Origin of the sequence: Nocardia sp. NPDC050793 (assembly GCF_040654065.1) — a bacterium.
Classification (GTDB): Bacteria; Actinomycetota; Actinomycetes; order Mycobacteriales; family Mycobacteriaceae; genus Nocardia.
The window spans coordinates 309237-334555 of sequence record NZ_JBFAHG010000007.1; the positions used below are offsets into that span (position 1 = coordinate 309237).

General features: G+C 67.4%; 22 protein-coding genes. 14 read left to right on the forward strand and 8 right to left on the reverse strand.

Features of this window, described 5'->3' with window-relative positions; genetic code table 11:
• Positions 1 to 122: 122 nt before the first annotated feature.
• Both AB0H50_RS24620 and AB0H50_RS24625 read left to right on the forward strand, forming a co-directional pair.
• Complete coding sequence (locus AB0H50_RS24620; RefSeq protein WP_357456799.1) at positions 123 to 1235, forward strand: helix-turn-helix transcriptional regulator; 1113 nt, start codon at positions 123 to 125, stop codon at positions 1233 to 1235.
• Positions 1236 to 1382: 147 nt separating this feature from the next.
• Positions 1383 to 1877 (forward strand): GNAT family N-acetyltransferase, encoded by a 495-nt coding sequence (locus tag AB0H50_RS24625; RefSeq protein WP_357456801.1) that lies wholly within the window; start codon positions 1383 to 1385, stop codon positions 1875 to 1877.
• A gap of 172 nt (positions 1878 to 2049) precedes the next feature.
• On the opposite strand, the gene AB0H50_RS24630 is transcribed toward AB0H50_RS24625, so the two are convergent.
• Complete coding sequence (locus tag AB0H50_RS24630; protein ID WP_357456802.1) at positions 2050 to 3426, reverse strand: sigma-70 family RNA polymerase sigma factor; 1377 nt, start codon at positions 3424 to 3426, stop codon at positions 2050 to 2052.
• Positions 3427 to 3612: 186 nt separating this feature from the next.
• Between AB0H50_RS24630 and AB0H50_RS24635 the strand changes: the two genes are divergently transcribed.
• Together AB0H50_RS24635 and AB0H50_RS24640 are read left to right on the forward strand one after the other, a co-directional pair.
• Entirely contained in the window at positions 3613 to 3891 is a 279-nt protein-coding gene (locus AB0H50_RS24635; protein WP_357456804.1) for a hypothetical protein, read from the forward strand.
• 321 nt (positions 3892 to 4212) lie between these two features.
• Positions 4213 to 5679, forward strand: coding sequence for an amino acid permease (locus tag AB0H50_RS24640; protein ID WP_357456806.1), 1467 nt, complete (start codon positions 4213 to 4215; stop codon positions 5677 to 5679).
• A 57-nt stretch (positions 5680 to 5736) separates the two neighbouring features.
• Here the strand turns inward: AB0H50_RS24640 and AB0H50_RS24645 are convergent, their stop codons facing one another.
• Complete coding sequence (locus AB0H50_RS24645; protein WP_357456808.1) at positions 5737 to 6204, reverse strand: luciferase family protein; 468 nt, start codon at positions 6202 to 6204, stop codon at positions 5737 to 5739.
• A 162-nt stretch (positions 6205 to 6366) separates the two neighbouring features.
• On the opposite strand from AB0H50_RS24645, the gene AB0H50_RS24650 reads away from it, so the two are divergent.
• The 4 genes from AB0H50_RS24650 to AB0H50_RS24665 all read left to right on the forward strand — a co-directional run bounded on the left by AB0H50_RS24650 (position 6367) and on the right by AB0H50_RS24665 (position 10018).
• Positions 6367 to 6687: a helix-turn-helix domain-containing protein gene (locus AB0H50_RS24650; protein ID WP_357456990.1), complete on the forward strand. Its 321-nt coding sequence runs from the start codon at positions 6367 to 6369 to the stop codon at positions 6685 to 6687.
• Positions 6688 to 6893: 206 nt separating this feature from the next.
• Positions 6894 to 8420, forward strand: a complete 1527-nt coding sequence (locus tag AB0H50_RS24655) for an FAD-dependent monooxygenase (protein ID WP_357456810.1) — start codon at positions 6894 to 6896, stop codon at positions 8418 to 8420.
• A 180-nt stretch (positions 8421 to 8600) separates the two neighbouring features.
• Complete coding sequence (locus AB0H50_RS24660; protein WP_357456812.1) at positions 8601 to 9194, forward strand: WHG domain-containing protein; 594 nt, start codon at positions 8601 to 8603, stop codon at positions 9192 to 9194.
• Positions 9191 to 10018, forward strand: coding sequence for an alpha/beta fold hydrolase (locus AB0H50_RS24665; protein ID WP_357456813.1), 828 nt, complete (start codon positions 9191 to 9193; stop codon positions 10016 to 10018). Before AB0H50_RS24660 ends, AB0H50_RS24665 begins: the two co-directional genes overlap by 4 nt.
• A gap of 7 nt (positions 10019 to 10025) precedes the next feature.
• On the opposite strand, the gene AB0H50_RS24670 is transcribed toward AB0H50_RS24665, so the two are convergent.
• From AB0H50_RS24670 to AB0H50_RS24680, 3 genes are all read right to left on the reverse strand, one after another.
• Positions 10026 to 11633, reverse strand: a complete 1608-nt coding sequence (locus AB0H50_RS24670) for an FAD-dependent monooxygenase (protein ID WP_357456815.1) — start codon at positions 11631 to 11633, stop codon at positions 10026 to 10028.
• Positions 11634 to 11868: 235 nt separating this feature from the next.
• Positions 11869 to 12582, reverse strand: coding sequence for a TylF/MycF/NovP-related O-methyltransferase (locus AB0H50_RS24675; RefSeq protein WP_357456817.1), 714 nt, complete (start codon positions 12580 to 12582; stop codon positions 11869 to 11871).
• A 66-nt stretch (positions 12583 to 12648) separates the two neighbouring features.
• Positions 12649 to 13545 carry a dihydrodipicolinate synthase family protein gene (locus tag AB0H50_RS24680; protein WP_357456819.1) on the reverse strand — a complete coding sequence of 299 codons (897 nt, stop codon included), beginning with the start codon at positions 13543 to 13545 and terminating at the stop codon, positions 12649 to 12651.
• A gap of 70 nt (positions 13546 to 13615) precedes the next feature.
• On the opposite strand from AB0H50_RS24680, the gene AB0H50_RS24685 reads away from it, so the two are divergent.
• Complete coding sequence (locus tag AB0H50_RS24685; protein ID WP_357456821.1) at positions 13616 to 14488, forward strand: LysR substrate-binding domain-containing protein; 873 nt, start codon at positions 13616 to 13618, stop codon at positions 14486 to 14488.
• Positions 14489 to 14494: 6 nt separating this feature from the next.
• Here the strand turns inward: AB0H50_RS24685 and AB0H50_RS24690 are convergent, their stop codons facing one another.
• Complete coding sequence (locus AB0H50_RS24690; RefSeq protein ID WP_357456823.1) at positions 14495 to 14971, reverse strand: nitroreductase family deazaflavin-dependent oxidoreductase; 477 nt, start codon at positions 14969 to 14971, stop codon at positions 14495 to 14497.
• 299 nt (positions 14972 to 15270) lie between these two features.
• Between AB0H50_RS24690 and AB0H50_RS24695 the strand changes: the two genes are divergently transcribed.
• The 3 genes from AB0H50_RS24695 (at position 15271) to AB0H50_RS24705 (ending at position 20175) form a co-directional block, all read left to right on the forward strand.
• Positions 15271 to 17493, forward strand: coding sequence for an MMPL family transporter (locus tag AB0H50_RS24695; protein WP_357456825.1), 2223 nt, complete (start codon positions 15271 to 15273; stop codon positions 17491 to 17493).
• Between the two features lie 110 nt (positions 17494 to 17603).
• A complete protein-coding gene (locus AB0H50_RS24700) occupies positions 17604 to 18404 on the forward strand; it encodes a class I SAM-dependent methyltransferase (protein ID WP_357456827.1) in 801 nt (266 codons plus the stop codon).
• Positions 18405 to 18849: 445 nt separating this feature from the next.
• Positions 18850 to 20175, forward strand: coding sequence for a family 1 glycosylhydrolase (locus AB0H50_RS24705; RefSeq protein WP_357456829.1), 1326 nt, complete (start codon positions 18850 to 18852; stop codon positions 20173 to 20175).
• Between the two features lie 46 nt (positions 20176 to 20221).
• On the opposite strand, the gene AB0H50_RS24710 is transcribed toward AB0H50_RS24705, so the two are convergent.
• Complete coding sequence (locus AB0H50_RS24710; RefSeq protein ID WP_357456831.1) at positions 20222 to 21553, reverse strand: helix-turn-helix domain-containing protein; 1332 nt, start codon at positions 21551 to 21553, stop codon at positions 20222 to 20224.
• A 135-nt stretch (positions 21554 to 21688) separates the two neighbouring features.
• A complete protein-coding gene (locus AB0H50_RS24715; RefSeq protein ID WP_357456833.1) occupies positions 21689 to 23308 on the reverse strand; it encodes an amidohydrolase in 1620 nt (539 codons plus the stop codon).
• Positions 23309 to 23515: 207 nt separating this feature from the next.
• Between AB0H50_RS24715 and AB0H50_RS24720 the strand changes: the two genes are divergently transcribed.
• Both AB0H50_RS24720 and AB0H50_RS24725 read left to right on the forward strand, forming a co-directional pair.
• Positions 23516 to 24736, forward strand: a complete 1221-nt coding sequence (locus AB0H50_RS24720; RefSeq protein ID WP_357456835.1) for a cytochrome P450 — start codon at positions 23516 to 23518, stop codon at positions 24734 to 24736.
• A 19-nt stretch (positions 24737 to 24755) separates the two neighbouring features.
• On the forward strand, positions 24756 to 25319 hold the full coding sequence (locus AB0H50_RS24725) for a TetR family transcriptional regulator (RefSeq protein WP_357456837.1): 564 nt from the start codon (positions 24756 to 24758) through the stop codon (positions 25317 to 25319).

Genomic DNA, 25319 nt, shown 5'->3' on the forward strand with positions numbered 1-25319 from the left:
TCCGCTCCGGTGTCAATCGTTCTGCGCTGGGATGCTCCGAACCAGTGGCACACCTAGTGCCACGTAGTGGCATCTGTAGTGGCACGCATACGGATTCATCAGAACCGGAGCATGATGGGCTCATGCACACGGGCAAGCTAATCCGCGATCTGCGGCAGGCTCGCGGGTGGTCACAAGGTCGTCTTGCCGACGCATTGAGCAAGCACTCAGGACAACCGATCTCGCGTGAGTACATCTCGCGGCGGTGGGAGTCGTGTAAGTCGGTGCCGTCGCCGTTCTGGCTCAGGCACCTTGCCGCTGTCCTGGATGTGCCGTTAGCAGTGATGGAGTCCGATGTGAACCGCCGACAGTTTCTATCGACCGTGGCCGCAACCACGATCGCCCCCGGAGTGGCGTCCGATTTGCTCGCTGAGGGATTTTCAGCGCGTCTGAGGGGCAAGGGGCCCGGCGTCGACGAATGGGCCCACACGCTCACTGGGTACGGGGCCGACTACATGACCAGCGGAGCTGCTGAGATCCAGCAGCGGCTGGTGATCGACCTTGCAGTGATCCAGCAACAGTGCGATACACAGCAGATGTGGGCACACGCGGCAAGGCTTATGACGTTGTACGCCAAGACGTTTCCGGGTTCGGACGGCTCCAGAGCCGTCACGTGGTACCGGATGGCCACCGAGGCTGCCGACCGGTCCGAGAACATCGACACGCGAGTATGGGTCCGTGGCCGGGCCGCAATCGCACTCGGCTACGAAGGGGCTTCGCTGCCAATCGCGGAGATGTTCGCCGACCAGGCTCTAGCGATCTCGGATCGGCCCTCACTGGGCCGCCTGAACGCGATCTACGGCAAGGCTCATGCCGCCGCGATCACAGGGGACACTGACACCGCACGGGCCCTGGATGCGGAAGGACGCCGGGCGTTCGATCAAGCGGGCTCCGAGGATTCCGAAGCCTCTGACTACGCCGTGCCGTACTGGCGTCTTGGGGTATTCCGGTCGTTGCTCCGGGCCCGGCTCGGTGATGAGTCCGAAACGGTCGACGCACAGGACGAAGCAAGGCGGTATCTGCCGCCTACGCTTCCGAGGTTCGCGACCCATCTCGAGATGCACCGGGGGCTGATGCTGGTACGAGCTGGGGACCGCGAGGGCGGTACTGCCTACGCCAGGGCCGCCCTGGACGCGCTACCGCCGGAGAAACACTCTCTGACGCTGCGAATGCTCATGGATGAGATCACGGGCTAGTCTGGACACCATCACCCCCCGCTGTTGTCGTTCGGGGGCAAGTCGGCCGGGCCGCGGAGAGTCGCCATGCTGTCTACCAAGGCATTCCACTGCATCGGGCGATGCCTGCCGTGTCGGAACCAGTCGCGGCGGGGAATGATGATCGCCATGGACATCGAGTCGGTCCGCATCCACCAGCTCGGCCCTGACGAATGGCACCGCTTCCGCCGCATCCGGCTGCTGGCCCTGGCCGAGGCCCCATACGCCTTCGCCTCCACCCTGGCCTGGGCTCAGGTCCGCACCGACCAGGACTGGCGCGACCTGCTCGCCGCCCGCACCCAGTTCCTCGCCACCGCAGGTAATCACGATCTCGGTACAGTCGGCGTAGTCACGGAAAACAGTGGCGCACATCTGATCTCGATGTGGGTTGCCCCCGAGGCACGTGGCACCGGCGTGGCCGACCTCCTCGTCCGCTCGGTCATCGACTGGTCGACCGCCGCCGGCCACCCCGGTATCCATCTGGAGGTCTCCGACAGCAACGCCGCCGCCGAACGCCTTTACCACCGTCACGGTTTCCGCCGCACCGGCGTCTCAGGCGCCATCTCCCCCGAAGATCCGCGCCTGGAATTCGAAATGCGGCTCCCGCTACCGGTGAACCCGTAGCTCCTGGTGGTGAGCGGGTGACAGGTGCTCACGGAGACGCTCTAGCTGGGCTGGCGGGGTGTAATGAACCTCGTCCAGCAGGCGGCGGCCAGCGGTGCCGGAGCGGGACAATGCGAGGCAGCCGGCGAGGTACCGGATGCTGCGCGACTCGGGACAGCTACGCCGCCAGTCGTTATCGTTTACCGCGGCACCAATCCAAGGGCATCGGATAGTCGGCGATGAGGCAGACCCTGGCGCTACCGTTGGGCACGAACGTGCAGGAGTTGCCGGATGAGCTCGCGCCCGAGGGGCAGCCCATCCACGTCAGCGGCCCGTCGTACAACGCGTATTCCCCTCGGTGCGCGGTGAGCGTTACACGGGTACCGTGCCGCAGTTGGAGATCGCAGTTCTTTCGCGACACCGGGGTGCACGTCACGCCGGTCGGGGCGACGTACACCTGGTAGCCACCTGGTACGAGAATCTCCAACCGCACCGCGGCCGTGTTCGTCTTGTTCTGCAGCTTGTCGAAGACGGTCGGGAACAACTTTGGTCCAACCGTGGCGACGAGAACTATTACGAAGACGGCCTTGGCAAGGTTGGAAAACCAATCCAGCACACCATTGTCATTCTTGATTTCCGGATCAGGCTTGGCGCCGACCAGGACCGCGCCAGCAGCGGCAGCCCGCACGCCATCACGCTTATCCGTACGTTCACGCTCGTCCTCATCGAGAACTCGACGAATGATCTCCGGTATCTTCTCGATCAGTTCCGGCGCTATGAGAATGGGGATCAAGACCGGGGAATAGCGCATCTTGAGCCGGGTCTGCTGCTGGTCGCAGATACCACAGCTGTCACATGTCCGACACGTACCCAGGTGACGGAGGATGCGCTGCCGCAGGATACGTGTGAACCGCTCGTCGTGCTCGCCGTCCCATCCGGCTCGATCGAGAATGCGAGCGAGTTGGGCACAGTGCGGCCGACCATGCTTGGCGAGCAACAGCGCGCCGAATCCTTCGTCCACCCGGATCTTGTTGTCGTAGGCGAATTTGTAGGCGTTCTTCGTGCTTATGGAAAGGGCGTTCGCCAATGCCTTCCCATGCAATTCCTGACGAATATTGAATTGGTAGATGCGTCGTTGATGTCGGGTGAACGTCGTTGCGACGATGTCGAGCATGCGGTTGACCTCGTCCGTCCTGCGTACTCTGTCCTCCTCGTCATCGTCGGCCGTCAGCGTTTTCAGGGGCAAGGGGCCCTCCTTACCCCGGCTTCGATGGTCCTGGAGGCAGCGGTTGCGAGCGATCCCGCACAGCCAAGCTCGCAAATTGTCGGGTTCTCGTGGGTTGTCCCCACCGATCAGTTCCCTTGTGGCGACCTCGACGGCGATCTGGACGACGTCTTTGACGCGGTCCAGGTCATCGAGTCTGTAGGCGCAGACAGTGGATATGGCCTTGTGGTACCGAAGGAAGATCTCCTCGAGCGCCGCTTCCCTCTCGGCTCGGTCGATCGGGTTCCGGACGCGCTCCACCAACCCGGCATCCGACAATCGGTTCCAGCGCTGATCATTGGTCACCGACGACTCTCCCGGGGCCTTACTGAGAATTTCCTGAGAAATCCGCCGATTTCGGGGGAGATTTCGGTGTCCGCGATCCCAAGCCTCCACGACAACAAGCCCGAGGAGGCAGACCATGATCGACAACATGTACCGCGCGGTAGGGCGGTGGCGACCGTGATGGCTAGTGCGAGAACCATTGGTAGTGTGCCCTTCGCCGCCGTGGCCGCTGTCGGACACCACACCCCTGGATTAGTTATCGGCGCCATCGTGCTGCTCCTCACGGCGCTGGTTCCCGTTCTCACAGAGGCGATCTCGGAGATGTTCTGGCTCAGGGCGCTGAACAAGCCCGATCGCAGCCTCCGCCGGATACTCAACCACGCCGCCTCGATCAGCGAGGCGGAACGCTTGATGCGGCTGCTGCGCTCATCGCAACGCGACATACTGGACGCCCGAGTCAAAATTGGGCGAGGGCCGCGGCGGTGATCATGCGCGAATAACGCACGGAATCAATACCTTCCGTCACCGGTCAGCACTTGTCCCTTCGGCGGCATTTAGCTGCACGAAACAACAGTGACATTGCGTGGGCGTGCGGGGATCATCGAAGATGCAGAGCGGTCTCCACTATTTGCGGTATTCGAGTCCGGAAATATCCGAATTGCGCGAAGTCGATTCGTACGAGAACAGGGTTGCCCCGTATTCCCTTGCACAAATCGACACCACAGCAGAACTGGTTTCGCAAGATGATCCGGCCCGTCGGCTTCAGGGCCGACGGGCGCACCCTTCGACGAAGGTGAGGTGAGCCAGGTGGCGGACGCTTCGACCCCCGCGCAGACCGACGAGAGTTCCGTCGAGTTCGGCGGCTATCGGCAGGAGCTGAAGCGCACGCTCGGCCCCTTTCAGGTGTTCGCGATCTCGTTCGCGTTCATTTCCGTGGCGGTCGGCATCTTCGCGACCTACGACGACGTGCTGCAGAACGCGGGGCCGATCGGGATATGGCTGTGGATCATCGCCGCGGTGGGGCAGCTGCTGGTGGCACTGGTGGTGGCGCAGTTCGCGGCGCGCATCCCGCTCAGCGGCTCGTCCTACCAGTGGGCCTCGCGGCTGGCCAACCCGAAGATCGGCTGGGGGTTCGGTTGGCTGACGTTCTGCTATCTGGCGATCGCCGTGGTGGCGGTCGACAATGCGCTGGCGAGCCAGGCGTTCATGCCGCTGGCCGGCATGGAGCCCGACGAGGACACCGCTCGTCTGATCACGCTGGTGGTGCTGCTCATCCAGGCCGTGCTCGCCATCGCCTCGACGCGCCTCGTCAGCATGATCAACACGAGCGCGGTCGGGCTCGAACTGGCCCTCGTCGTGGCGGTGACGATCGCGCTCGTCGTCGCCGTGGTCATCACCGGCGACGGCGCGGCAGACAACCTCACGTCGCGCGGTGTCGCCGAGGATGCCCCTGACTATTTCACCGTCGGCGGCGGGTTGATGCTCGCGATGATCATGGGCCTCGGCACGCTCGTCGGCTTCGACGCCGCGGCGAATCTGGCCGAGGAGGCCAAGGATCCCTATCGCAGCGTCCCGCGCGCGATCGTGGGGTCGGTCGCGGCGGCCGGGGTGCTCGGACTGGTGTTCGTGATCGCACTCACCGTCGCGATCGACGACATCCCCCGGATCAGCGCCAGCGAGTCGCCGGTCGCGGCGATCATGCGCGACCAGCTCGGTCCGATGATGGAGAGGATCCTGCTGGTCGCCATCACGTTCGCGTTCTTCGGCGCCGGGATGGTGGTGATGGCCGCGTGCTCGCGGCTCGTTTTCGCGATGTCGCGCGACGCGCGCTTCCCCGCCCATCGGCTGATGCGCCGGGTCGACCCGCGCACACATACGCCGGTCCCGGCGACGATCCTCATCTTCTTGCTCGGCGTCGTCCTGATGGTCGCGCTACCGGGTGACGCGCTGCTGGAGTTGATCACGGCGTCGACGATCCTCCCTGCGCTCATCTACGGCTCGACGATCGTGCTCTACCTGACGGTGCGCAAACACTTGGACCGCAGAAAGGGCGCGTTCGACCTCGGGCGCTTCGAGCTGCCGGTCGCGATCGCGGCGCTGGTGTGGTCGGCGGTCGCGCTGTTCGTGCTGGTGACGCCCGAGGACGCGGCGGTCCCGGTGCTGATCGTGGCCGGTCTGCTCCTCGCGGGTGGACTGTTCTTCCTCGCGCTGCTGGTGTTCGACCGCGAGGCGCTCGAGACCGAGCCGGGCGACACGAGCATCTTCGAGCACTGAGGGTGCGCGTCGAATTCACCTGTCGCCGAGTCGATCACGCGACGGCGCGCTGAGTGCTCAGGCAGCGGCCTGGTCGTAGGAGGCTTGCAGCACGGCGGTCGCGACGGTCAGTTCGTCGGTGTCGCGCGGCGCGTAGAACATGACGATGGTGCCGGGGAACTCGGGTCGCCTGCTGATCGGATGGGGTTCCACCCACCCCAGATCAATCAGCGCCGCAAGGGAACTCGCCGGGACGGTCAGGTGCATGAATCCGGAGCGGTGCACGTGGCCGAACTCGTCGACGGAGGGATGCAGGAACGCGTCGAAGTCGCGGTCACGGCGGGGCATCCGGAAGGCCAGCGATCCCGGTTCGGACACCGCGCTCGGACCCGTCAGCACGCCGGGCAGCGAGCGTGCGAATTCGATGAGCGCCGAACGGATCCGCGGCGGCGAGAACGCCTCGAGCTGATCGTGCGGAATCTCCAGCCCTGTCGTGGTGGGCCTGGCCCCGGTTCGGGCGGGCAGGGCGGTGAGGTCGGCGGTCACGGTTTCCTCCTGTGCGGAAACACACTTTTTGTGCGTTGGTCACTACTTGTGCTCGACAGGATTCTGGGCGACTCTGCCGGGGTGAGAGAAGAAGGCACTTCGGAATTCGCTACGCACACCGATGTTTCCACGCAGGTCACCGCGACTTCGGCCACCTGTGAGCTGCGCGATGTGCTCGATCGGGTGGGCGACAAGTGGAGCGTGCTGATCATGGCGATGCTCGGCACCGGACCGCGCCGATACACCGAACTGCGTCGCTCGATCGACGGCATCTCCCAGCGCATGCTGACCCTCACCCTGCGCAGCCTGGAGCGCGACGGGCTGGTCACCAGAACCGTCACACCGACCTCCCCGCCACGCGTGGACTACGACCTGACGGCGGCGGGCCGGACGCTGTCGCGCGAGGTCGGTGCCCTGATCGACTGGGCCGAACAGCACCGCGAGTACATCGCCACGGCCCGCCGCACCTACGACGAACGGTGACCGGCCGACACCGCAAACCGCCGAGGCGTCGCACCGTCGACGGAGGCTGGTTCCCGTACCGTTTGGGGGGATTTTGCGGGAAAACGGAGAGTACTCGATCCTTTCCCTTCTCAACATATAGCCCACCGGGGGCCTTGCGGCAAGACCCGGGGTATGCCGCAGAATTGCCGGCCTAAGCCAGAATCTGCGGACATTGGGAGTAATGCGTGACCGACATCGACGTGATCATCGTGGGCGCCGGCCCGGCCGGGCTGACGCTGGCCGCCGAATTGAGCCTGGCCGGTGTGCGGCCGCTGGTGCTGGAGAAGCATCTGGAGCCCCGAGACGTCCCGAAGGCCAGCGGTATCGCCGGTCGAATCCTGGACGTGCTGCACTACCGCGGCATTCTGGATCGCTTCGAAGCGGCCAGCAGCGACCCGCACGTGGCCACTCGATTCCCTTTCGGCGGAACGCATGTGGACTTCACGCAGCTGGCGGACCCGCCGATGCGGGCGGTGCCGCTTCCGCAGATGGAGATCGAACGACTACTCGGTGAACGCGCCCGCGAACTCGGCGCCGAGATTCGCCGCGGACACGAGGTGGTCGGGGTGGGCCAGGACGACGCCACGGTGACCGCGCAGGTGCGCGGGCCGGACGGACCGTACCAGCTCACCGCCCGCTACCTGGTGGGCTGCGACGGCGGCCGCAGCCGGATCCGCGACCTGGCCGGTATCGGGTTCCCCGGCACCACCTATCCGGAGGTCAACCGGGTCGCTCAGGTCTCCGTCGGCGATTCGGTCACCGTGCACGACAATGGCGACATCGATATCCCCGGGCTGGGCCGGCTTCCCTTCGGGTTCAACCGAACCGACCGCGGTATGTTCGCGTTCGCACCCAACCCCGGGGGTCTGTTCCTGCAAACCGTCGAGGACGAGACCGCAGACTACGACGATGACGAGCCGCTGACCCTGACCGAGCTCGCCCACAGCGTGCGCCGCGTGCTCGGCGTGGATCTCCCCATGTCGGATCCGAAGCGCCTGTCGCGCTTCACCTTCAAGGATCGGCAGGCCGAACGGTACCGGGACGGGCGGATCCTGCTGGCCGGCGACGCGGCGCACCTGCTGCCCGCCACCGGCACCGCGCTCAATGTCGGCATGCTCGATTCGGTCAACCTGGCTTGGAAGCTGGCCGCCCACATCCAGGGCTGGGCTCCGGCCGGACTGCTGGATACCTATCACGACGAACGCCACTTCGCCGGTGCGCGGGCACGACTGCAGACCCGGGCGCAGGTGGCGCTGCGTCGCGGTCACGATGAGGCCGCCGACTCGCTGCGCGAGGTCTTCCAAGAATTGCTCAGCGACGAACCGGCTCTGCGCCGCGTGGGAGCGCTGGTGGGCGGCACCGACATCCGCTACCCGATGCCCGGCGAGCACGCCCTGACCGGCGTCTTCGCAGCCGATCTCGCCCTGCACACCGACCAGGGCACGACGAGCGTCGCCGAACTCATGCACGCCGGACGGCCCGTCTTCCTCGACCTGGCCGACCGCCCGGAGCTCCGCGAGATCGGCCGGGAATGGGCGCACCGCATCGACATTCGCACCGCCGATACCGATGCTCGACCGGCCGACGCGCTGCTGATCCGCCCGGATGGGCACATTGCCTGGGCCGCGACAATCGGCGAACCGGCCGATACCGCCGCACCCATGCTGCGCGAAGCGCTGTCGCACTGGTTCGGCTCAGCGACCGCCGCGTAATCCCGCGCGTCCCACCGCATGCGGCTCGACGATGCCGGTCGGAGGGAGGAAGTCGAGGCTGACCGCAGAGAGGAGGATGCCCGCCACCGGCAGTGGTGGGCATCCTCTCCGGAAGCTGGTCTGGGATTTGTTCCTAAGAGCATTAGGTTATAACCTACTTGCCGTAGGAAGGAGGCCGCGATGTCGCCCCGCGCAGGTCTGTCCCGAGACCGAATCGTCCAAGCCGCAGCCGAACTCGCCGACGAGATCGGGTTCGACAACGTCACCCTCTCGGCGGTCGCCCGCAGGTTCGGCGTGCGGGATCCCAGTCTGTACGTCCACGTGCGGAATCTGCACGATCTGCGGAAGCAGGTCGGGCTGCTGGCCGGTGCGGAGATGAACGATCGGATCGGCATCGCCGTGGCGGGCCGCTCGGGCAAGGACGCGTTGATCGCGTTCGCCGACGCCTATCGCGCGTACGCGCTGGAACATCCGGGCCGCTATGCGGCGACCCAGATTCGCATGGATCCGGCCGAGGTCGCCGACGAACCGGCGATGCTGCGCGGTATCGAGCTGACGGTGTCGATGCTGCGCGGTTACGACTTGACCGACCCTGAACTCACCGACGCAGGGCGCTTGCTGCGCAGCACGTTTCACGGCTTCGCCACCTTGGAGGCGGCGGGCGGCTTCGCCCACTCCCGACCTACCGACGCCAGCTGGCGTCACATTCTCGACGCACTGCACCTGGCGCTGTCGCAGTGGCCGTCCACGTCCGCAGAGAAAGATCCGCGATGAGATCCGAGACCTTGTCCGTCCCCGGCGCGACCCTCTACTACGAGGTGCGCGGTACCGGCCCGCTACTGCTGCTGGTTCCCGGCGGTGGCGGCGACGCCGGCGTGTTCGACGACATGGCCGACGTACTCGCCCAGCATTTCACCGTCGCGGCGCTCGACCCGCGCGGCTATTCGCGCAGCGCCCTCGACGACGGCGCGCCCGCCACCCAGCACGTCGCCGTCCAGAGCGACGACACCTACCGGTTGCTCGCCCACCTGTCGGACGGTCCGGCTTTCGTGTGCGGCACCAGCAGTGGTGCCATCGTCGGTCTCGAGCTGCTGGCGCGCCATCCCGATCGGGTGCGGACGCTGGTCGCACACGAACCGCCGTGTTTTGCGGTGCTGCCCGACGCCGCCGTGCATCGCGCCATGGTCGACGAGGTCTACACGCTGCTGCGGCAAGAGGGCGCGGCCGCCGCCGCGGCCCGGTTCCTTGCCGGTATCGGCCCGGCGGCCATGAAACCCGCTCCGGAGGCTTCGCAATTGCCGCCCCGCGCCGCCGAGATGTGGGTCCGCCTCGCCGCCAACGGGCCGCTCATGATCGAGCACGAACTGCGCGAATTCACTTCCTACATACCGGATTACGCCGCGTTGGCGCGGGTGCCGGATCGGCTGATTCTCGCGGTCGGCCAGGAGACCCGCGGCTGCTTGCCGTATCGCCCGGCCGTGGAGATCGCGAGCCGGATAGGTCTCGAGGTCGTGGAGTTTCCCGGCGCGCACAACGGGATCCGCACCGACGCACGGGAATTCGCTCGGCAGCTCATCCAGATTCTGTTGCCTCGCTGAACCCGGTTCAGCGGAAGATCGACGCGAAGTGCTTGGTCAGATCCTCGGGCGTCGGGGCGTGCTCGGTGAAGCCGAGATAGCCGTCGGGCCGGATGACATAGGCGCACAACCCTTTCGCGCCGTAGCTGCGGGCGAAGTCACCGTCGCGGTCGCGAATCACCGGCAGCGGTGAGGATTCGGGTTCGATGTCGGCGGCGGCGATGAGGTAGACGTCGACCCGGCCGTGCGCGGCGCGCCGCGCGGCATCGGTGAGCGCGGCCACCGCGGCCGACGACTCGGGGCCCGCGGTGTCGTCGACATAGATCAGGACGGTGTGATCGGTGCGCCCGAGCAAGGAGAACAGCCGGATCGGGAAGGCGACGGCGTCCCGGGCCAGACCGGCCGCGTCGGGGGCGCGTTGTCCAGGCAGCGGGCCGCGGATGTCGGCGGAAGCATTGCTCACCAGCGGGCTGGCGGAGTAGTCGATCAGCAGTTGCGCTTCGCGGCGGATGACGAAGCCGGGGTTGGCCTCCCCCGCGCCGATGCCTTCCCGCGCGCTACGCACGGTCCGCCCGACCACCTCCGCACCGACGGGCCTGCGTTCGGCGTCGTAGCTGGCGAGCAGGTCGGGCGCGCCGATGCCCGCGAGAGTCAGCGCGAGCTTCCAGGCGAGGTTGTGCGCGTCCTGAATGCCGGTGTTCATGCCCTGCGCGCCGGTGGGCGGATGAATGTGCGCGGCGTCTCCGGCGACGAACACCCTTGCGCGCGAATAGGAGTCGACGATGCGGTGGCTGATCCGGAACACCGACGACCAGCGCAGGCTCGACGCGGTGACCCGTTCGGGGGCCAACCGGTCGAGCACCGCCTGGATGTGGTGCAGCTCGGGCGGATGACTGCCTTCGAAGCCGTGCTCGACAGTCGCCGGTGCGGTCGCGAGTTCCTCCGGCACCAGCATCGAGACCCGATACCGGTACGGACCGGGCAACGGTATGCACACCAGCAGATCGTCGGTCACGCCGTCGGTGCGGTGCATCGAGCGGACGCCGTAGCCGCGCGGCAGCGACCAGTCCAGTTCGACATCGCCGAGCATGTACTGTTCGGCGAACGCCGCGCCTTCGAAGCTGAGCCCCAACCCCTTTCGCACGACGCTGTGCGCGCCGTCGCAACCGATCAGATACTGCGCCTGCACCCGGCGCTCGCCCTTCTCATCGGTGAGCACGGCGTGCACGCCGGAGTCGTCCTGTTCGAAGTGGGTGAGCTCCGTGCCCCGTTCGACGTGCAGGCCGGTGGCATCCAGGCGTTTGCGCAGAATCCGTTCGGTCTCGTACTGCGGCAGCCCGACGAACCGGTAAGGGATGTCGGCGGGCAGGGTGAGCGCGACGCGCTCGACTTCGACGCCGTTGACGTACACGATCTGCCCGCGAAGCTCGATCGACGAGTCGAGCACCTGCCGCAGCACCCCCATGCCCTCGAAGACCTCGAGCGTCCGCGGTTGGATGCCGACCGCTTTGGCGTAGCGCGGCGGTTCGGCGGCCGCGTCGATGATCCGGCATGTCACTCCGCGTCGGGCCAACTCGATGGCCGCTGTCAGTCCGACCGGACCGGCGCCGGCGATGAGCACCTCTGGATCGACCATGCGACATCACCTCGAAGTGGATGGTCACGCAGCGATCCGGTGAGTCTACGCCCGTGCCCGCTCGGCGATCATCGATTCCCGGCAAACTCCCAGCATTCGCGCAGGTCCGGCGGGGTCGTTCCGGGGCGGTGAGTCGGCGCGCGGCCAGCACCACCGCGGCGCGGCGGCCACCCTGCGCGTTTCCTCCGCCCTGCTGGCGTGCACAGCGGCGGTGCAAGCCAGAGAAGACCACTGCTCAGCGGGCGGTCTCCGGCCGCGCGGACATCATCGCCGCGACGGTCGGCGGCACCGTGTGCCGATAAACGCCCAGCGCCCAGGTCGGGTCCTCGCACACCGACGTGACCGCCAGCGGGGTGCCGAAGACGTCCTCGCACGCCTTCATCACCCCCGGCGCCTTCGGTTGCGCGACCGCATGACCGGGCAGTGACGCTGCGGGATCGGCATAGTCGTCGAACACCACGATCGCGCCGGGCGCGAGCCGCGGCAGGGCAGCGCGCAGGCACTGCGTCGTCGACTCGTACCGGTCGCCGTCCACATAGGCGAACGCGATCCGCGCGGGCAGTTGCTCGGGCAGAGTGTGGGCGAACAAACCGGCGTGCACGTGCGGGCGGCGCAGACCGAACTGCTCGTGCAGCCTCAGCACGTCGCCGACCGACGCCGTGAACTCGCCCTCGGCCAGATGGTCGCTGTCGTGGCGGCCGACCGCGGGCAGCCCGCGAAACGAGTCGTAGGCGTGCACCGGCGCATCCGCCTCGAGAGCGTCCAGCACGGCGCGCATCCACGCGGTCATTCCGCCGCGGTAACAACCGAATTCGACGACAGCGCCCGGCACGCCGCCGCGCACCGCCCGGGTGAGCTCCCGCTCCACGACCACCATCCGCCCGCGGTTGACGGTCCTGGGTTGAGTCCGCAACAGGTACTCCTGCAACGCGCCGCGACGATCGTTCACAACGCCCTCCGGTCTGTGCGGTTCCCGCCGCCCGGCGGCACCGGACTACGTCAGAATAGCAATCGGCTATCGGGATGGAATGTGATCGACAAGCGCCGCCAGCGCCCGATCCACCGATTCCGGCGCGGCAGGCAGCAGCGGAAGTCGCACCGCCGGGCTCGGAATGCGCCCCTGCGCGTGCAACACCCCCTTGATCACAGTCGGATTCGGCTCGGCGAACGCCGCCGACGAGACGCAGGCCAGCTCCGCGCCGATCGCCCGCGCGACCACCAGGTCGCCTGTCCGCCAAGCATTTTCGAGAGCGACATAGCGCGCGGTCGCCAGCTGCGCGGTCGCCGCGATGCCACCCGCCGCGCCCAGCGCGAGCAGCGGCGACACAAATGCGTCGTCACCGGCCAGCACCGCGAAATCCGCGGGCGGATCGGCGAGCAGATCCACCGCGTCGGCATCCACACCGCCGACCGCGTACTTCACGCCGACGACACCGCCCAGGGCCGCCAGTTCGCGCAACGTCTTCGCGCTCAACGCACGTCCGGTCCGGTAGGGAATGTGATACACGATCAGCGGCACCGGCGAGCTCGCCGCGAGGTGCGCGAAATGCGCGACGACACCGGCCTCGGTGGGCCGCGTGTAGTACGGAACCGGCACCAACGCCGCCGCGACCTGCGGCCAATGGGCGAGCTCCGTCAGCGCGCCGACACCCGCGCGGGTGTCGTTGCCGCCCGCCCCGACGATCAGCGGCGCCCCCGCCGCCGCGCACGCCCGCGCGCACACGTCGATCACCGCGCGCCGCTCCTCGGCGTCCAGCGTCGCCGCCTCGGCGGTCGTGCCGAGCGCCACCAGACCCGCCGCACCCTCGTCGAGCACGTCGCGCGCCAACGTTTCCAGCGCGTCCCACGCGACGGCGCCTTCGGCCGTGAACGGCGTGACCAGCGGTACGAAAATTCCTCGAAATCGGTGCATACGGCCAGCGTGCCGCACCCCGAAGTTAAGCACCAGTTCGTATTTGTTCTGCTGAGCGTAAGCTCCACTGATGCTCGACGTGCGCAGACTGCGCCTGCTCCGCGAACTCGCGCGACGCGGCACCATCGCCGCCGTCGCCGAAGCACTGGCTTTCACCCCCTCCGCGGTCTCCCAGCAACTCACCGCACTGGAACGCGAAGCAGGCGTCGCCCTCCTGGAACGCACCGGACGCCGCGTCACCCTCACCCCCGCCGGACATACCCTCGTCGCCCACGCCGACGCGGTGCTGGCCCGGCTCGAGGAGGCCGAGTCCGATCTCGCCGACGCCAGGGCCGGACTCACCGGACCACTGCGCATCGGCGCGTTCCCCAGCGCCACCCAGGCCTTCATCCCCGCCACCCTCACCCGGCTCGCCAGCGCCCACCCCGGACTGGAACCCCGTGTGACGGAACTCGATCCGGCCAGGGTCGCCGCCGCACTGCGCGCAGGTGAACTCGACGTCGCCCTCGTCCACGACTACGACCTGGTGCCGTTCCCGCCCGAACCCGGCGTGCACACCGCACCGCTCTACCGCGAAGCCATGTTCCTCGCCACCGATTCCGCCGCCCCTGGCGCCACACTCGGCACCTGGCGCGACGCACCCTGGATCGTGGCCACCGCGGGCACCCGCTGCCACACCATGACGATCCGCGCCTGCGAAGCCGCCGGATTCAGGCCGTGCATCCGCCACCAAGTCGACGACTTCAGCACGGTGCTGGCGTTCGTCGCCGCCGGACACGGCGTCGCCCTCGTCCCCGAACTCAGCGCCACCGATCCCCCTCCCGGCGTCCAACTGATCCGGCTCCCGATCGCACGCACCACGACCATCGCGTGCCGCGCCGGAGCGGACTCCCATCCCGCGATCGCCGCCTTCGCCGCGGCCGTGCGAGCCGAAATCGACTGACCGCGTTCACTCCCTGCGCAGTTCGAAGATCCGGAACTCGCGGCCACCGGACAGCTCGTACTCCATCTCGTAGCCGGGCCAGAACTCCACGGCCAGATCCCAGGCCCGCTTGCGCTCCACCCCGGTGATCTCGGTGACCCGCACCGCGAAACGCTCACCCCGATGCCGGACCGTCGCGGTGCTCGCCGCACGCAGATTCGCCGACCACGCCGGATGCTTCGGACTCCCCCAGTTCGAACCGATCACCAGGAAATCTGTGCCCCGCGGCACATACAGCAGCGACGCGGTCCGCGGCACGCCGGTCCTGCGCCCGGCCACGGTCACCTCGATCGACGGCAGACCCACTAGGTCGAGCACGCCCATCCGGCCGCGGCTCACCCACCGAACGAACCGCTCCAGCGGCAGCACCACCGGCGCCAGACGCATCACCCATCGCTGCTGGGCGAAGCGCCGAGCCAAGGTCGGCAACGGATTCGAGGCCATAACCGCATCGTGCCACGGCGCGGCGATCCCGTCCGGTCCGCGCGCCCCGAAGCGGGGCAATTCACACGCGCGCAGACCTGCGTCCGATCACCGACCGCACATGTGTACGAAGCGAACCGGTGGCGCACGCCACGGAATCAATAGTTAAACACTTTCATTTCACCCTCGTCTGTACTTTAGAAGGCGACACCCGCCACCTCACGGAAAGGACGCGGCCCCTTGGTCTTCCGCGCAGCAGCATCGGCTCACCGACCGAACCCGGCCCCCGACGCCCACCCCTGCCCTCACGGAGACCTTTGATGTTCGCGCGATGGGGGGATCTGGTCCACCGATACCGATTCGGCGTCCTCGGCCTCGTGGTCGCCGGACTGCTCGCACTCGCGAGCTACGGCATCGGCATCGAAAACCACCTGAGCTCCAGCGGATTGGAGGACCCCACCTCCGAATCCGCCCGCGCGAGCCGCATCGCCGACGAGGCATGGGGCCGCGACCACGAAGCCGACGTCGTCCTGCTCGTCACCGCACCCGAGGGCAAGACCGTCGACGACCCGGAACTCACCCGCACCGTCGTCGCCCACCTCGACAACCTCCCGCGCGACCACCCCGACGAGATCGCCGGCATCAACGGCGCCTACTGGGCCACCGAGACCGGCAAAGCCAGCGGCCCCCTCTTCGCCAGGGAAGACCGCAGGCACGCCTTCGTCCTCATCGCCATCCGCGGCGACGACGACACCGAAATGGCGCGCAACTACCGAAAGGTCAAGGACGACTTCCACATTCCCGGCGTCGACGTCCAAGTCGCCGGTCTGCAACCCATCGCAGGCACGCTCACCGACACCCTCACCGACGACGTGCACCGCATGGAGGTCGTCGCTCTCCCCGTGGTCGCGGTGCTGCTGTTCTTCGTCTTCGGCGGACTCGCCGCCGCCGCACTGCCACTGGCCATCGGAGCGCTGACCGTCACCGGCGCCAACGGCATCATGCGGATCTTCACCAACTTCACCGAGGTCAACTTCGTCGTCACCGGCGTCGTCTCGATGATCGGCGTCGGACTCGCCATCGACTACGGGCTGTTCATCGTCAGCCGTTTCCGCGAAGAACTCGCCGCAGGCCACGACACCCGCACCGCCGTCCGCCGCACGGTCAGTACCGCGGGCCGCACCGTCGTCTTCTCCGCCGCCATGATCGTCGCCAGCCTCGGCGGCCTGCTGATCTTCCCGCAGGGCTTCCTCAAATCCCTCGCCTACGGCGCGATGTCTACCGTCCTGCTGGCGGCCCTCGCCGCGATCACCATCCTGCCCGCCGCGCTCGGCATTCTCGGACCGCGCGTGGACAGCCTGGGCCTCAGCCGATTCCGCCGCACCAAGACCGCCGCCGAGATCGAGAACGGCTTCTGGGGTCGCACCACCGACTGGGTCATGCGCCGCCCACTCCGCGTCGCCGTTCCGATCGTCCTCGGCCTCTGCCTGCTCATCATCCCCATCGAAAACCTCTCCTTCGGCGGCATGAGCGAGACCTACCTGCCGCCGGACAACACCACCAGACTCGCCCAGCAGCACTTCGACGAACTCTTCCCCAAACGCCAGCCCGACCCGCTCCAGCTCATCGTCGTCTCCGAGGACCGCGCCGCGATAGGCCAGCTCTATCGCCAGGTCAATCAGGCGCCAGGACTCGCAAGCGAATTCAGCGTGCCCGCCTCCGCGCCCGGCCGCACCGACCTCTACCGCATGCGCGCCACCCTCGCCGACTCCAACGACGCGGGCCCGACCATCGAGTACCTGCGCGCGCTCGACCTGCCCGACAGTCTCACTCTCCTCGTCGGAGGCCAGCCCGCCATCCAGGAAGACAGCATCGACACCCTCCTCGACCGCATGCCGTACATGATCGCGGCGGTCGTGCTCGTCACCACGCTGCTGATGTTCCTGACCTTCGGATCCATTGTCCTACCGATCAAGGCCGCGCTCATGAGCGCACTCGGCCTCGGCTCCACCCTCGGCATCCTCACGTGGATCTTCATCGACGGTCACGGCGCCGAGCTGCTCAATTTCACGCCGCAGCCGATCATGTCCCCGGTACTGGTGCTCATCATCGCGATCATCTACGGGCTCTCCACCGACTACGAGGTGTTCCTGCTGTCCCGCATGGTGGAAGCCAGAGCCAGGGGCGCGGACACCACCGAGGCCATCCGCGTCGGCACCGCCCACACGGGCGGCATCATCACCGCCGCCGCACTCATCCTCTTGGTGGTCACCGGGGCGTTCGCCTTCTCGGATCTGGTGATGATGCAGTACATCGCCTACGGCATGATCGCCGCACTGTTCATCGACGCCACCCTCCTGCGCATGCTGCTGGTTCCCGCCGTGATGAAGCTGCTCGGCGACAGGTGCTGGTGGGCCCCGGCGTGGATGCAGCGAATCCAGCGCAAGATCGGCCTCGGCGAACCCGTCCTCGACGACGAACACCACGCCCCCGGCACTCCCGACGCGGCTCCGGTCGCGGTATCCGCGGCCACGCGGACCTGACCGTCGGCCGAGTCGGGCACGAAAAAGCGCGGTCGCCACCCCCGTCCGGAGTACGCTCACCGCCAGAAGGGAGCGTCACCACCGCCGACCGGACCGGAGGACGTGCACCGATGAGCAGCCGTCTCGACGCCGAATACGCCGATCCCACCCCGCTGAGGGTGCGGATCGACACTCACGAGCGCTACTCCGAGGAGCCACACGACCCGAGCGCCGACGTGCTCGCCGCGCTCGACCTCTCCGGCACGGAGTACCTCGCCGACGTCGGCTGCGGCGACGCCCGCTTCCTCGCCAAGCTGGTCGCGCTCGGACACCGGGGCCCGCTTCTCGGCATCGACACGTCCGCGGCCATGGTCGCCGCGGCCGACTCCGTCCCCGGAGTGCGCGGCATCCGCGCCGATGCCCGCCGAATCCCCTTCGACGACAACAGCTTCGATGTGCTAACCGCCCGCCATATGCTGTACCACGTCCCGGACCCCGCGACGGCGCTGCGCGAATTCCGCCGCACCACAAAACCCGGCGGCACCGTCGCGGTCGTCGTCAACCACGCCGAAACCTGTCTGCACCTCGGCGAACTCGTCGACGCGCACGCCGCAAGCTACGGCATCGACCTCGGCGAGACGCCATTCCGGTCCGTGGACTCGGAGACCTTGCCCGGGCTGATGTCCGACGTCTTCGGCGCCGTGCGAGTCCAGCGGCACGACAACGCGCTCGTCTTCGACACCCCGGCACCGCTCATCCGCTTCGCCGAAGCCATCTTCGGCCCCCGCGGCATCCCGGCCGACCACCCCGATCGCGACGCCGTCCTCGCCGATCTCAGCGCCGACGTCGAGGACTGGTTCGCGCACCACCCCGGTCGTACCTGGCGCGATCCCAAGGGCTACGTCATCGCCACGGCGGTTGTCACCGACTGATCCCGTTTCGTTCCGATCCGCCGCGCTGGTTCTCGGTGCCGTTGCGCTCCCTCCTCGTCTAAAGCTTTGGCGGTTTCGGATCTTTCGCTTGGTTGTGGCTGAAAGTGGCCCGTGGTGTCGTTTTTGTGAAGGTGAGGTTTCATAGATAGATGCGCATATCTACGTATCAGCATTTTGTTTGTTGGACAGGCCAAGCCCCACCGGCACCGAGATGCGCAGTCACTGCCGTGAGGAGCGAGCCGGGCTCGACCTGCCACTCCCTCCCCCGACCGACAAGCCCACCACTCCGGGTCCTCCCCTCCCCGAGTCCGCTTGCCGCGCATCGCAATCCTCCCCCGATGCGGTTTGGTGACCAGTTACAGTGTTCGCCGTGATCCCACCCGACCCGGCGCTCTCGGCACCGGAGGTCCACGAGCGCCGGTCACCCGTTCGGAACAGGAGTTCGATGCGATCCCCCAGTCGCCGCCACGTCTTGGTCACCCTCGCCGCCACCACCGCCGCGCTGCTCGTCGGCGGTAACGCGCCGGTGCAGGCCCGCCCCGCGCCGCCCACGCAGGTGCAGCCGTTCGGCAGCGACTTCCTGTGGGGCGTCGCCGCGTCCGGTTATCAGTCGGAAGGCCATGCGCCGGACAGCAATTGGTCGCGATACGTGGCCGCGGGCAAGACCGAGGATCCGTACGAGAACGCGATCGACTTCTACAGCCGGTACCGGTCGGACATCGAGCTGGCCGCTCAGCTGGGGGTGCGGGTGTACCGCATCGGCATCGAGTGGGCGCGGCTACAGCCCCGGCCCGGCGAGTGGGACGAGGCCGGATTCCGCTTCTACGACAACGTGATCGCCGCGATCCAGGCCGCCGGCATGCAGCCGATGCTGACCATCGACCACTGGGTCTACCCGGGGTGGGAGGTCGACCGCGGCGGCTGGCGCAATCCGGCCATCGTCGAGGACTGGCTGGCCAACGCCAGGCGGGTGGTCGACCGCTACGCCGAGGCCGATCCCCTCTGGGTGACCTTCAACGAGCCGATCATGTACGTGCTCAACGAGATCCGCCACGGCGGCATCGCGGCCGCCGACGCACCCGTCATGCACGATCGAATCGCCCAGGCGCACAACGCTATCTACGACCACATCCACGCGGTGCAGCCCGGCGCGATGGTGACCAGCAATGTCGCCTACATCCCCGCCGCCGAGGACGCGGTCAACAAGCCGCTCATCGACAAGATCGCCGCCAAGCTGGATTACATCGGCATCGATTACTACTACGGCCTCTCCCCCGACAACCTCACCGGGATGACGAACTTCACCGAGCTGTGGAAGAACCCGCTACAGCCCGAGGGCATCTACTATGCGCTGCAACACTATTCGCACGCCTTCCCCGGCAAGCCGCTATACGTCGTCGAGAACGGTATGCCCACCGAGAACGGCCTGCCGCGCTGGGACGCCTACAGTCGCGCCGACAATCTCCGCGACACCGTCTACTGGCTGCAACGCGCGAAGGCCGACGGCATCAACCTGATCGGCTACAACTACTGGAGCCTCACCGACAACTACGAATGGGGTTCCTACACCCCGCGTTTCGGCCTCTACACCGTCGACGTGCTGACCGACCCCGCGCTGACCAGGCGGCCCACCGACGCGGTCGCGGCCTACCGCGCCATCACTGGCGAAGGTGGCGTCCCGGCCGACTACCTGCCGACGCGACTGCCGAAGGAGTGCTCTTTCGTGGACGCGCTCGCCAGTTGCGCCGATCCGGTCACTCTGCCCCGCTGACCCACCCCGCCTCGGCGTGCAGCCCGGCGCCGCACGCCGAGGCCCGTCAGGAACGCCGTACGCGAGGCGACGCCGCGATGTCGTGCACCACTGCGTCCTGCTCGCCCCCACGTTCGGGCTCGTCGTATCTGGCGAGCGGAGGCATGTTGCCGGCCGGATCTCCGGTGCGGTGCGCGCGGGCGACCAGCGCCGAGCGCAGATACCACAGGCCCGAGGCCTGGGTCGGGTCGAACGCGATCAGCTGACCGATCCGCTTGAGGCGGTAGTCGACGGTATTGGTGTGCACATGCAGCAGGCGCGCGGTCCGCTGCCGGTTCAAGTTGGTGCCGATATGCACCTGCAAGGTTTCCAGCAATTCGGGGTAGTCGTCCAGCGGATCGAGCAGCGAGCCGAGGAAGTCGCGCGCCGGGCCGGGGCGGGTGAGCTGATATTCCAGTGCCAGGTCGTTGAAGCGGTACAGACCCGACACGCTGTTCATCCGGTGCACCATGTCGAGCAGCTCGTGGGCTTGGTCGGCGGCCTGCGGGATGCGTTCCGGCGTGGCCTCGACCGCGCTGGCGCGCACCGGAACCTGGGCGGCCCTGGACAGGTGGGTGACCAGTTCGTCCAGTTCCGCGTCGGCGAGGGTCGTGGTCGGGATGAGGATGGTGCCACCGTCAACGCTCAGCAGCGAGAGAGCACTGTCGCCGCAACGGGTGGCCAGCTCGGCCTGCAGCCTGCGCAGTTTGCGCCGGGCGACCACCTTGCCGTCCAGCGTGGGATTCCTCTCGTCGCGGTGCGGCGGCACCGCCAGCGCGAGTACGTGATAGGACTCGGCGATCTGGATGCCGCATTCGCGGGCCATGGTCGAGGTGCTGTTGCCGCCGAGCAATGCCGAGGTCAGCGTATGCACGGCCGTGTGATGTTCGCTCACCACGGCGCGTAGTTCACGCACGTACGCCACCGAGACCGTCGTGATGATGGTGTCGAGAATGTCCATGAAGCGGCGGGCCACGTTCACCAGGCTCTCGTGGTCCTGGGTGGTGGCGTTCGCCAGGATCAGGTCGAAGCCGAGTTTGAAGCCTTCGTGGATGGCGTGCTGGATGGTGTCGATCGGAATGCCCTCGCGCGCCCAGCCCGCGGCCGCAGCGCCGACGCGCTCGATGTCCCCGCCGCCCTCGTTGCCGTCGAGCATCTGCACGGCCAATTCCAGGCACACCCTGGTCACGGCGGTGACGTCGCCGCTGAGCGCCTCGCCGGGCAGCGTGCCGCACGGCACCACGTTCTTCACGAAGTGCCCCACCATGCGCTGGGACAACGTCCTGGTGTCCTTGAGGTGCGTCGAGACCGGACGGCCCGAGACGATGAGATCGGGATCGGCCATGTTCGGGGCGGTCATTGCGGGTCCTTCCGGCCGGAATTGCACAGCGATCCAACGTAACGGGAATCACGGTGCGGTGGGCCGCATCAAACATGGCTTGTGAGATTTGGGTCCAGTCAATAGAGGAACTTGTGACATGTAACAGAAGGCCGGTCAGGCGTGGTAGGTCGGCTCTCCGGCCAGATACGTGGCATGTACCCCGATATCGGCCAGCTGCTCCGGCCGCACCCGCCGCGGATCGTGGTCGAGGACGACCAGGTCCGCATACTTGCCGGGGGTGAGGGAACCGGTGATGTCGTCGGCGAACAGCTGATAGGCCGCGTCGATGGTCTGGGCGCGCAGCGCCTGATCGACGGTGATTCTTTCCTCCGGCGCAAGCACGCGTCCACTGCGCGACGTCCTGGTGACCGCGGCGGCCATATTGCGCAGCGGCTCTTCCTCGGTGACCGGGCAGTCGTTGTGGAACGACACGCGCATACCCGCATCGAGTGCCGATCGGGTGCGCACCCAGTGCGCGCCGCGGTCGGGGCCGAACAGGTCGTCGACGAGCACGTCGCCCCAGTAATAGACGTGATCGACGAACAAACTGCACGTGATGCCGAGTCGCGCGGCACGCCGGAACTGCTCGGGGGTCATCGCCCCGCAGTGCTCCAGGCGCAGCCGGTGATCCGGGCGCGGGTACCTGGCCAGCGCGCTTTCGTAGACGTCGAGGATCAGGTCGACGCCGAGATCGCCGTGCACATGGCAGGCGATCTGCCAGCCCGTCGGGTAGTACGCGCCGACGATGTCGTGCAGTTGCTCTTCGGAGTAGTTGGCGTGGCCGCGGTGATCGTGTCCGAGCCCGAGCGCGGCGGTGGCCGGCGTGTTCAGATACGGGAACGAGGTGTCGATGTTGCCGACCCATGGCGACCCGTCGACCCATATCTTGATCCCGATCTGCCGGAACATGTCGTCGCCGTTGTCCAGCGGACAGTACGTCTCCCCCGCCGGATCGGCCATCTCGTATGCCCGCATGCGCACCTTGGCCCGCTGCTGTTGGTAGAGCGCGCTGGTCAACGGTCGCATCTGCTGGGCGAAGGCCATGTCGCTGCACAGCGTGACGCCCCGCGCGGCGAGGTCGGCGTGTTCGCGGGCCAGCAGATCCGGGCCCGCGAGCTGATCGGCGAGGACGGGCCCGATGACCGACAGCACCGCGGGCGTCTCGTAGACCTTCCCGGTCAGGCGCCCGTAGTCGTCGCGCGCGTAGTGCCCGCCGACCGGATCGGGCAGGTCGTCGGAGAGGCCGGCGAATCGCATCGCGGCGCCGTTCGCCCACGCCAGGTGTCCGGAGTCCTGCCAGATCACGATCGGCCGGTCCGGCCCGAGTTCGTCCAGCCAGGCCCGGGTCGGCTCGGGAAAACCCGTCTGCAGCAAGATATCCAGACCGTAGAAGATCAACGGTCGCCCGGCGGGAGCCGCGGCAACGGTGCGCAGGATCGCGGCGTGCGCGTCCGCCGCGCTCGGGCAGGTGGTGACCGGGCGAATATCGATCACGGTGTCGGAGTAGAGCATTTGATCCTGGGTTGGATGGGTGTGCGCCTCCACGAATCCCGGCATCAGGCAGCGATCCCCGAGATCGACTATCTCGGTGCCTGGTCCGCGCATCATCAGCACGTCCGCTCCGCCGACCGCGGCGATACGTCCGTCGGACACGGCGAGCGCGCGAGCGCCCTCGTGCTCGGGATCCATCGCGAGGATCGTGCCGCCGGTGAAGATCAGGTCGGCTGTGCTCATCGGAACCTCCGTGGACGCGATCGGGCCAGCGGACGAGCCATGTAGCCACTCGATTGCGAAGAGCTTGCGAGGTACGACGATAACAGTTGGTACTGGCCCTTCGTGCGTACAAACGGGGTTTGCCGACTCATCTCCGCGCCTCGCCGAGGCGACCTTTCACTGAAACGCGTTCTAGACAAACAGTGATATTCGTCTTACCGTCGATATATGCAAGCGAGTTTGTCACACGCAGGCGGGTTCACACTCCGGTCCGGGGACACCTGGCGCGATCCCTGGCCGATGTACGCCGAGCTGCGCGCCCACGATCCGGTCCACCGCGTGATCCCGGACGGCCGTCCCGACGAGGACTACTACGTGCTCTCCCGTTTCGGCGACGTCTACGACGCGGTGCGCGACGCGCAGACCTTCTCCTCGGCCTCGGGCATCACGGTCGACTACCACGATCTGGAGAAGATCGGGCTGGGTGAGAACAAACCGTTCGTCTTCACCGACGCCCCTGACCACACGATCTTCCGTCGCAGGGTGGCGAAGGGATTCACCCCGCGGCAGGTCGAGGAGATCCGGCCCGCGGTACGGCGATTCGTGGTCGAGCGCATCGAACGGTTGCGTGCAGCGGGTGGCGGCGACATCTCCGTCGAGTTGTTCAAGCCACTGCCGACCATGGTGGTCGCGCACTATCTCGGTGTGCCCGAGGCGGATCGGCCGAAGTTCGACGAATGGACCGACAGCATCGTCGCGGCCTCGGCCACCGGCAACGTCTACTCGGCGCAGGCCGCCGTCGGCGAGCTCACCCAGTACTTCACCGCGATGATCGAACGCCGCCGCCTCGAACCGGCCGACGACACCGTCACCCACTTGGTGGCCTCGGGTCTCGGCGAACCCGACGACATCCCCGGCATCCTGCAGATCATCGGCTTCGCGTTCACCATGATCACCGGCGGCAACGACACCACCACCGGCAACCTCGGCGGCGCGGTGCAATTGCTGACCACGCATCGCGACCAACGCAGGCGCCTCATCGAGGACCCGAGCCTGATCCCCGGCTCGGTCGACGAATTTCTGCGGCTCACCTCTCCGGTGCAGAACATGGCGCGCACCGTGACCAGGGACGTGGAGATCGAGGGCGTCACCATCCCCGCGGGCAGGAGGACGCTGCTGCTCTACGCCTCCGCCAACCGCGACGAGCGCGAATTCGGCCCGGACGCAGCGGAATTGGATGTCACCCGCAGGCCGAAGACGATCCTCACCTTCGGCCACGGCAACCACCACTGCCTCGGCGCGGCGGCCGCCCGCATGCAGGCCACCATCGCGCTGCAGGAGCTGCTCGCCCGCTGCCCCGACTTCACCGTCGACTTCGACGGCGTCCGCTACGCGGAGGGCAACTACGTGCGGTGGCCGGTGCGCGTTCCGTTCGTGGCGAGCGCATGAACGTCGGCGAGGCGCAGGCATGAGCGCCGACTGGCTGGCCGAGGAGCGCACCGAACTGGCCGCGCAGCGAATCCTCGATGCCGCCGCGCGCCTGTTCGCCGACCGAGGCGTCGCCGATACCCAGATGGCCGATATCGCCAAGGCCGCAGGGTGTTCCCGCGCGACGGTCTACCGCTACTTCGAAAACCGTCACGCGGTGCGATTGGCCTTCGTTCACCGGGAAGCGCGCCGCATCGGCGCCGCGGTGGTCGCCGAGGTCGACGGAATCGCCGATCCGGGTGAGCGCATAGTGACGGCGGTGCTGACCGCGGTGCGCGCGGTGCGCGCCGACCCGCTGTTGATCGCCTGGTTCCGGCCCGCCGACGCCGGGCTCGCGGTGAAGATCGGGCAATCCTCACAGGTCATCGCGGCGCTCGCGGCCGCGTTCCTACCGGAATCGATTGCCGGAGACCGAGATCGGGCGCAACTGGCGCGCTGGCTGACGCGGCTCATCGTCTCGCTGCTCGCCGTCCCCGGCGTCGACGACGCCGACGAACGCGCGATGCTGGAACACTTCGTCGCGCCGTTGTTCACCCGCGCCTGA

Excerpts from the sequence above, each read along its gene's own strand:
- AB0H50_RS24695 (WP_357456825.1), top strand. The coding sequence starts at position 15,271 with ATGTTCGCGCGATGGGGGGATCTGGTCCACCGATACCGATTCGGCGTC.
- AB0H50_RS24710 (WP_357456831.1), bottom strand. The coding sequence starts at position 21,553 with ATGACCGCCCCGAACATGGCCGATCCCGATCTCATCGTCTCGGGCCGT.
- AB0H50_RS24700 (WP_357456827.1), top strand. The coding sequence starts at position 17,604 with ATGAGCAGCCGTCTCGACGCCGAATACGCCGATCCCACCCCGCTGAGG.
- AB0H50_RS24625 (WP_357456801.1), top strand. The coding sequence starts at position 1,383 with ATGGACATCGAGTCGGTCCGCATCCACCAGCTCGGCCCTGACGAATGG.
- AB0H50_RS24690 (WP_357456823.1), bottom strand. The coding sequence starts at position 14,971 with ATGGCCTCGAATCCGTTGCCGACCTTGGCTCGGCGCTTCGCCCAGCAG.
- AB0H50_RS24705 (WP_357456829.1), top strand. The coding sequence starts at position 18,850 with ATGCGATCCCCCAGTCGCCGCCACGTCTTGGTCACCCTCGCCGCCACC.
- AB0H50_RS24725 (WP_357456837.1), top strand. The coding sequence starts at position 24,756 with ATGAGCGCCGACTGGCTGGCCGAGGAGCGCACCGAACTGGCCGCGCAG.
- AB0H50_RS24670 (WP_357456815.1), bottom strand. The coding sequence starts at position 11,633 with ATGGTCGATCCAGAGGTGCTCATCGCCGGCGCCGGTCCGGTCGGACTG.
- AB0H50_RS24715 (WP_357456833.1), bottom strand. The coding sequence starts at position 23,308 with ATGAGCACAGCCGACCTGATCTTCACCGGCGGCACGATCCTCGCGATG.
- AB0H50_RS24620 (WP_357456799.1), top strand. The coding sequence starts at position 123 with ATGCACACGGGCAAGCTAATCCGCGATCTGCGGCAGGCTCGCGGGTGG.
- AB0H50_RS24685 (WP_357456821.1), top strand. The coding sequence starts at position 13,616 with ATGCTCGACGTGCGCAGACTGCGCCTGCTCCGCGAACTCGCGCGACGC.
- AB0H50_RS24720 (WP_357456835.1), top strand. The coding sequence starts at position 23,516 with ATGCAAGCGAGTTTGTCACACGCAGGCGGGTTCACACTCCGGTCCGGG.
- AB0H50_RS24680 (WP_357456819.1), bottom strand. The coding sequence starts at position 13,545 with ATGCACCGATTTCGAGGAATTTTCGTACCGCTGGTCACGCCGTTCACG.
- AB0H50_RS24660 (WP_357456812.1), top strand. The coding sequence starts at position 8,601 with ATGTCGCCCCGCGCAGGTCTGTCCCGAGACCGAATCGTCCAAGCCGCA.
- AB0H50_RS24665 (WP_357456813.1), top strand. The coding sequence starts at position 9,191 with ATGAGATCCGAGACCTTGTCCGTCCCCGGCGCGACCCTCTACTACGAG.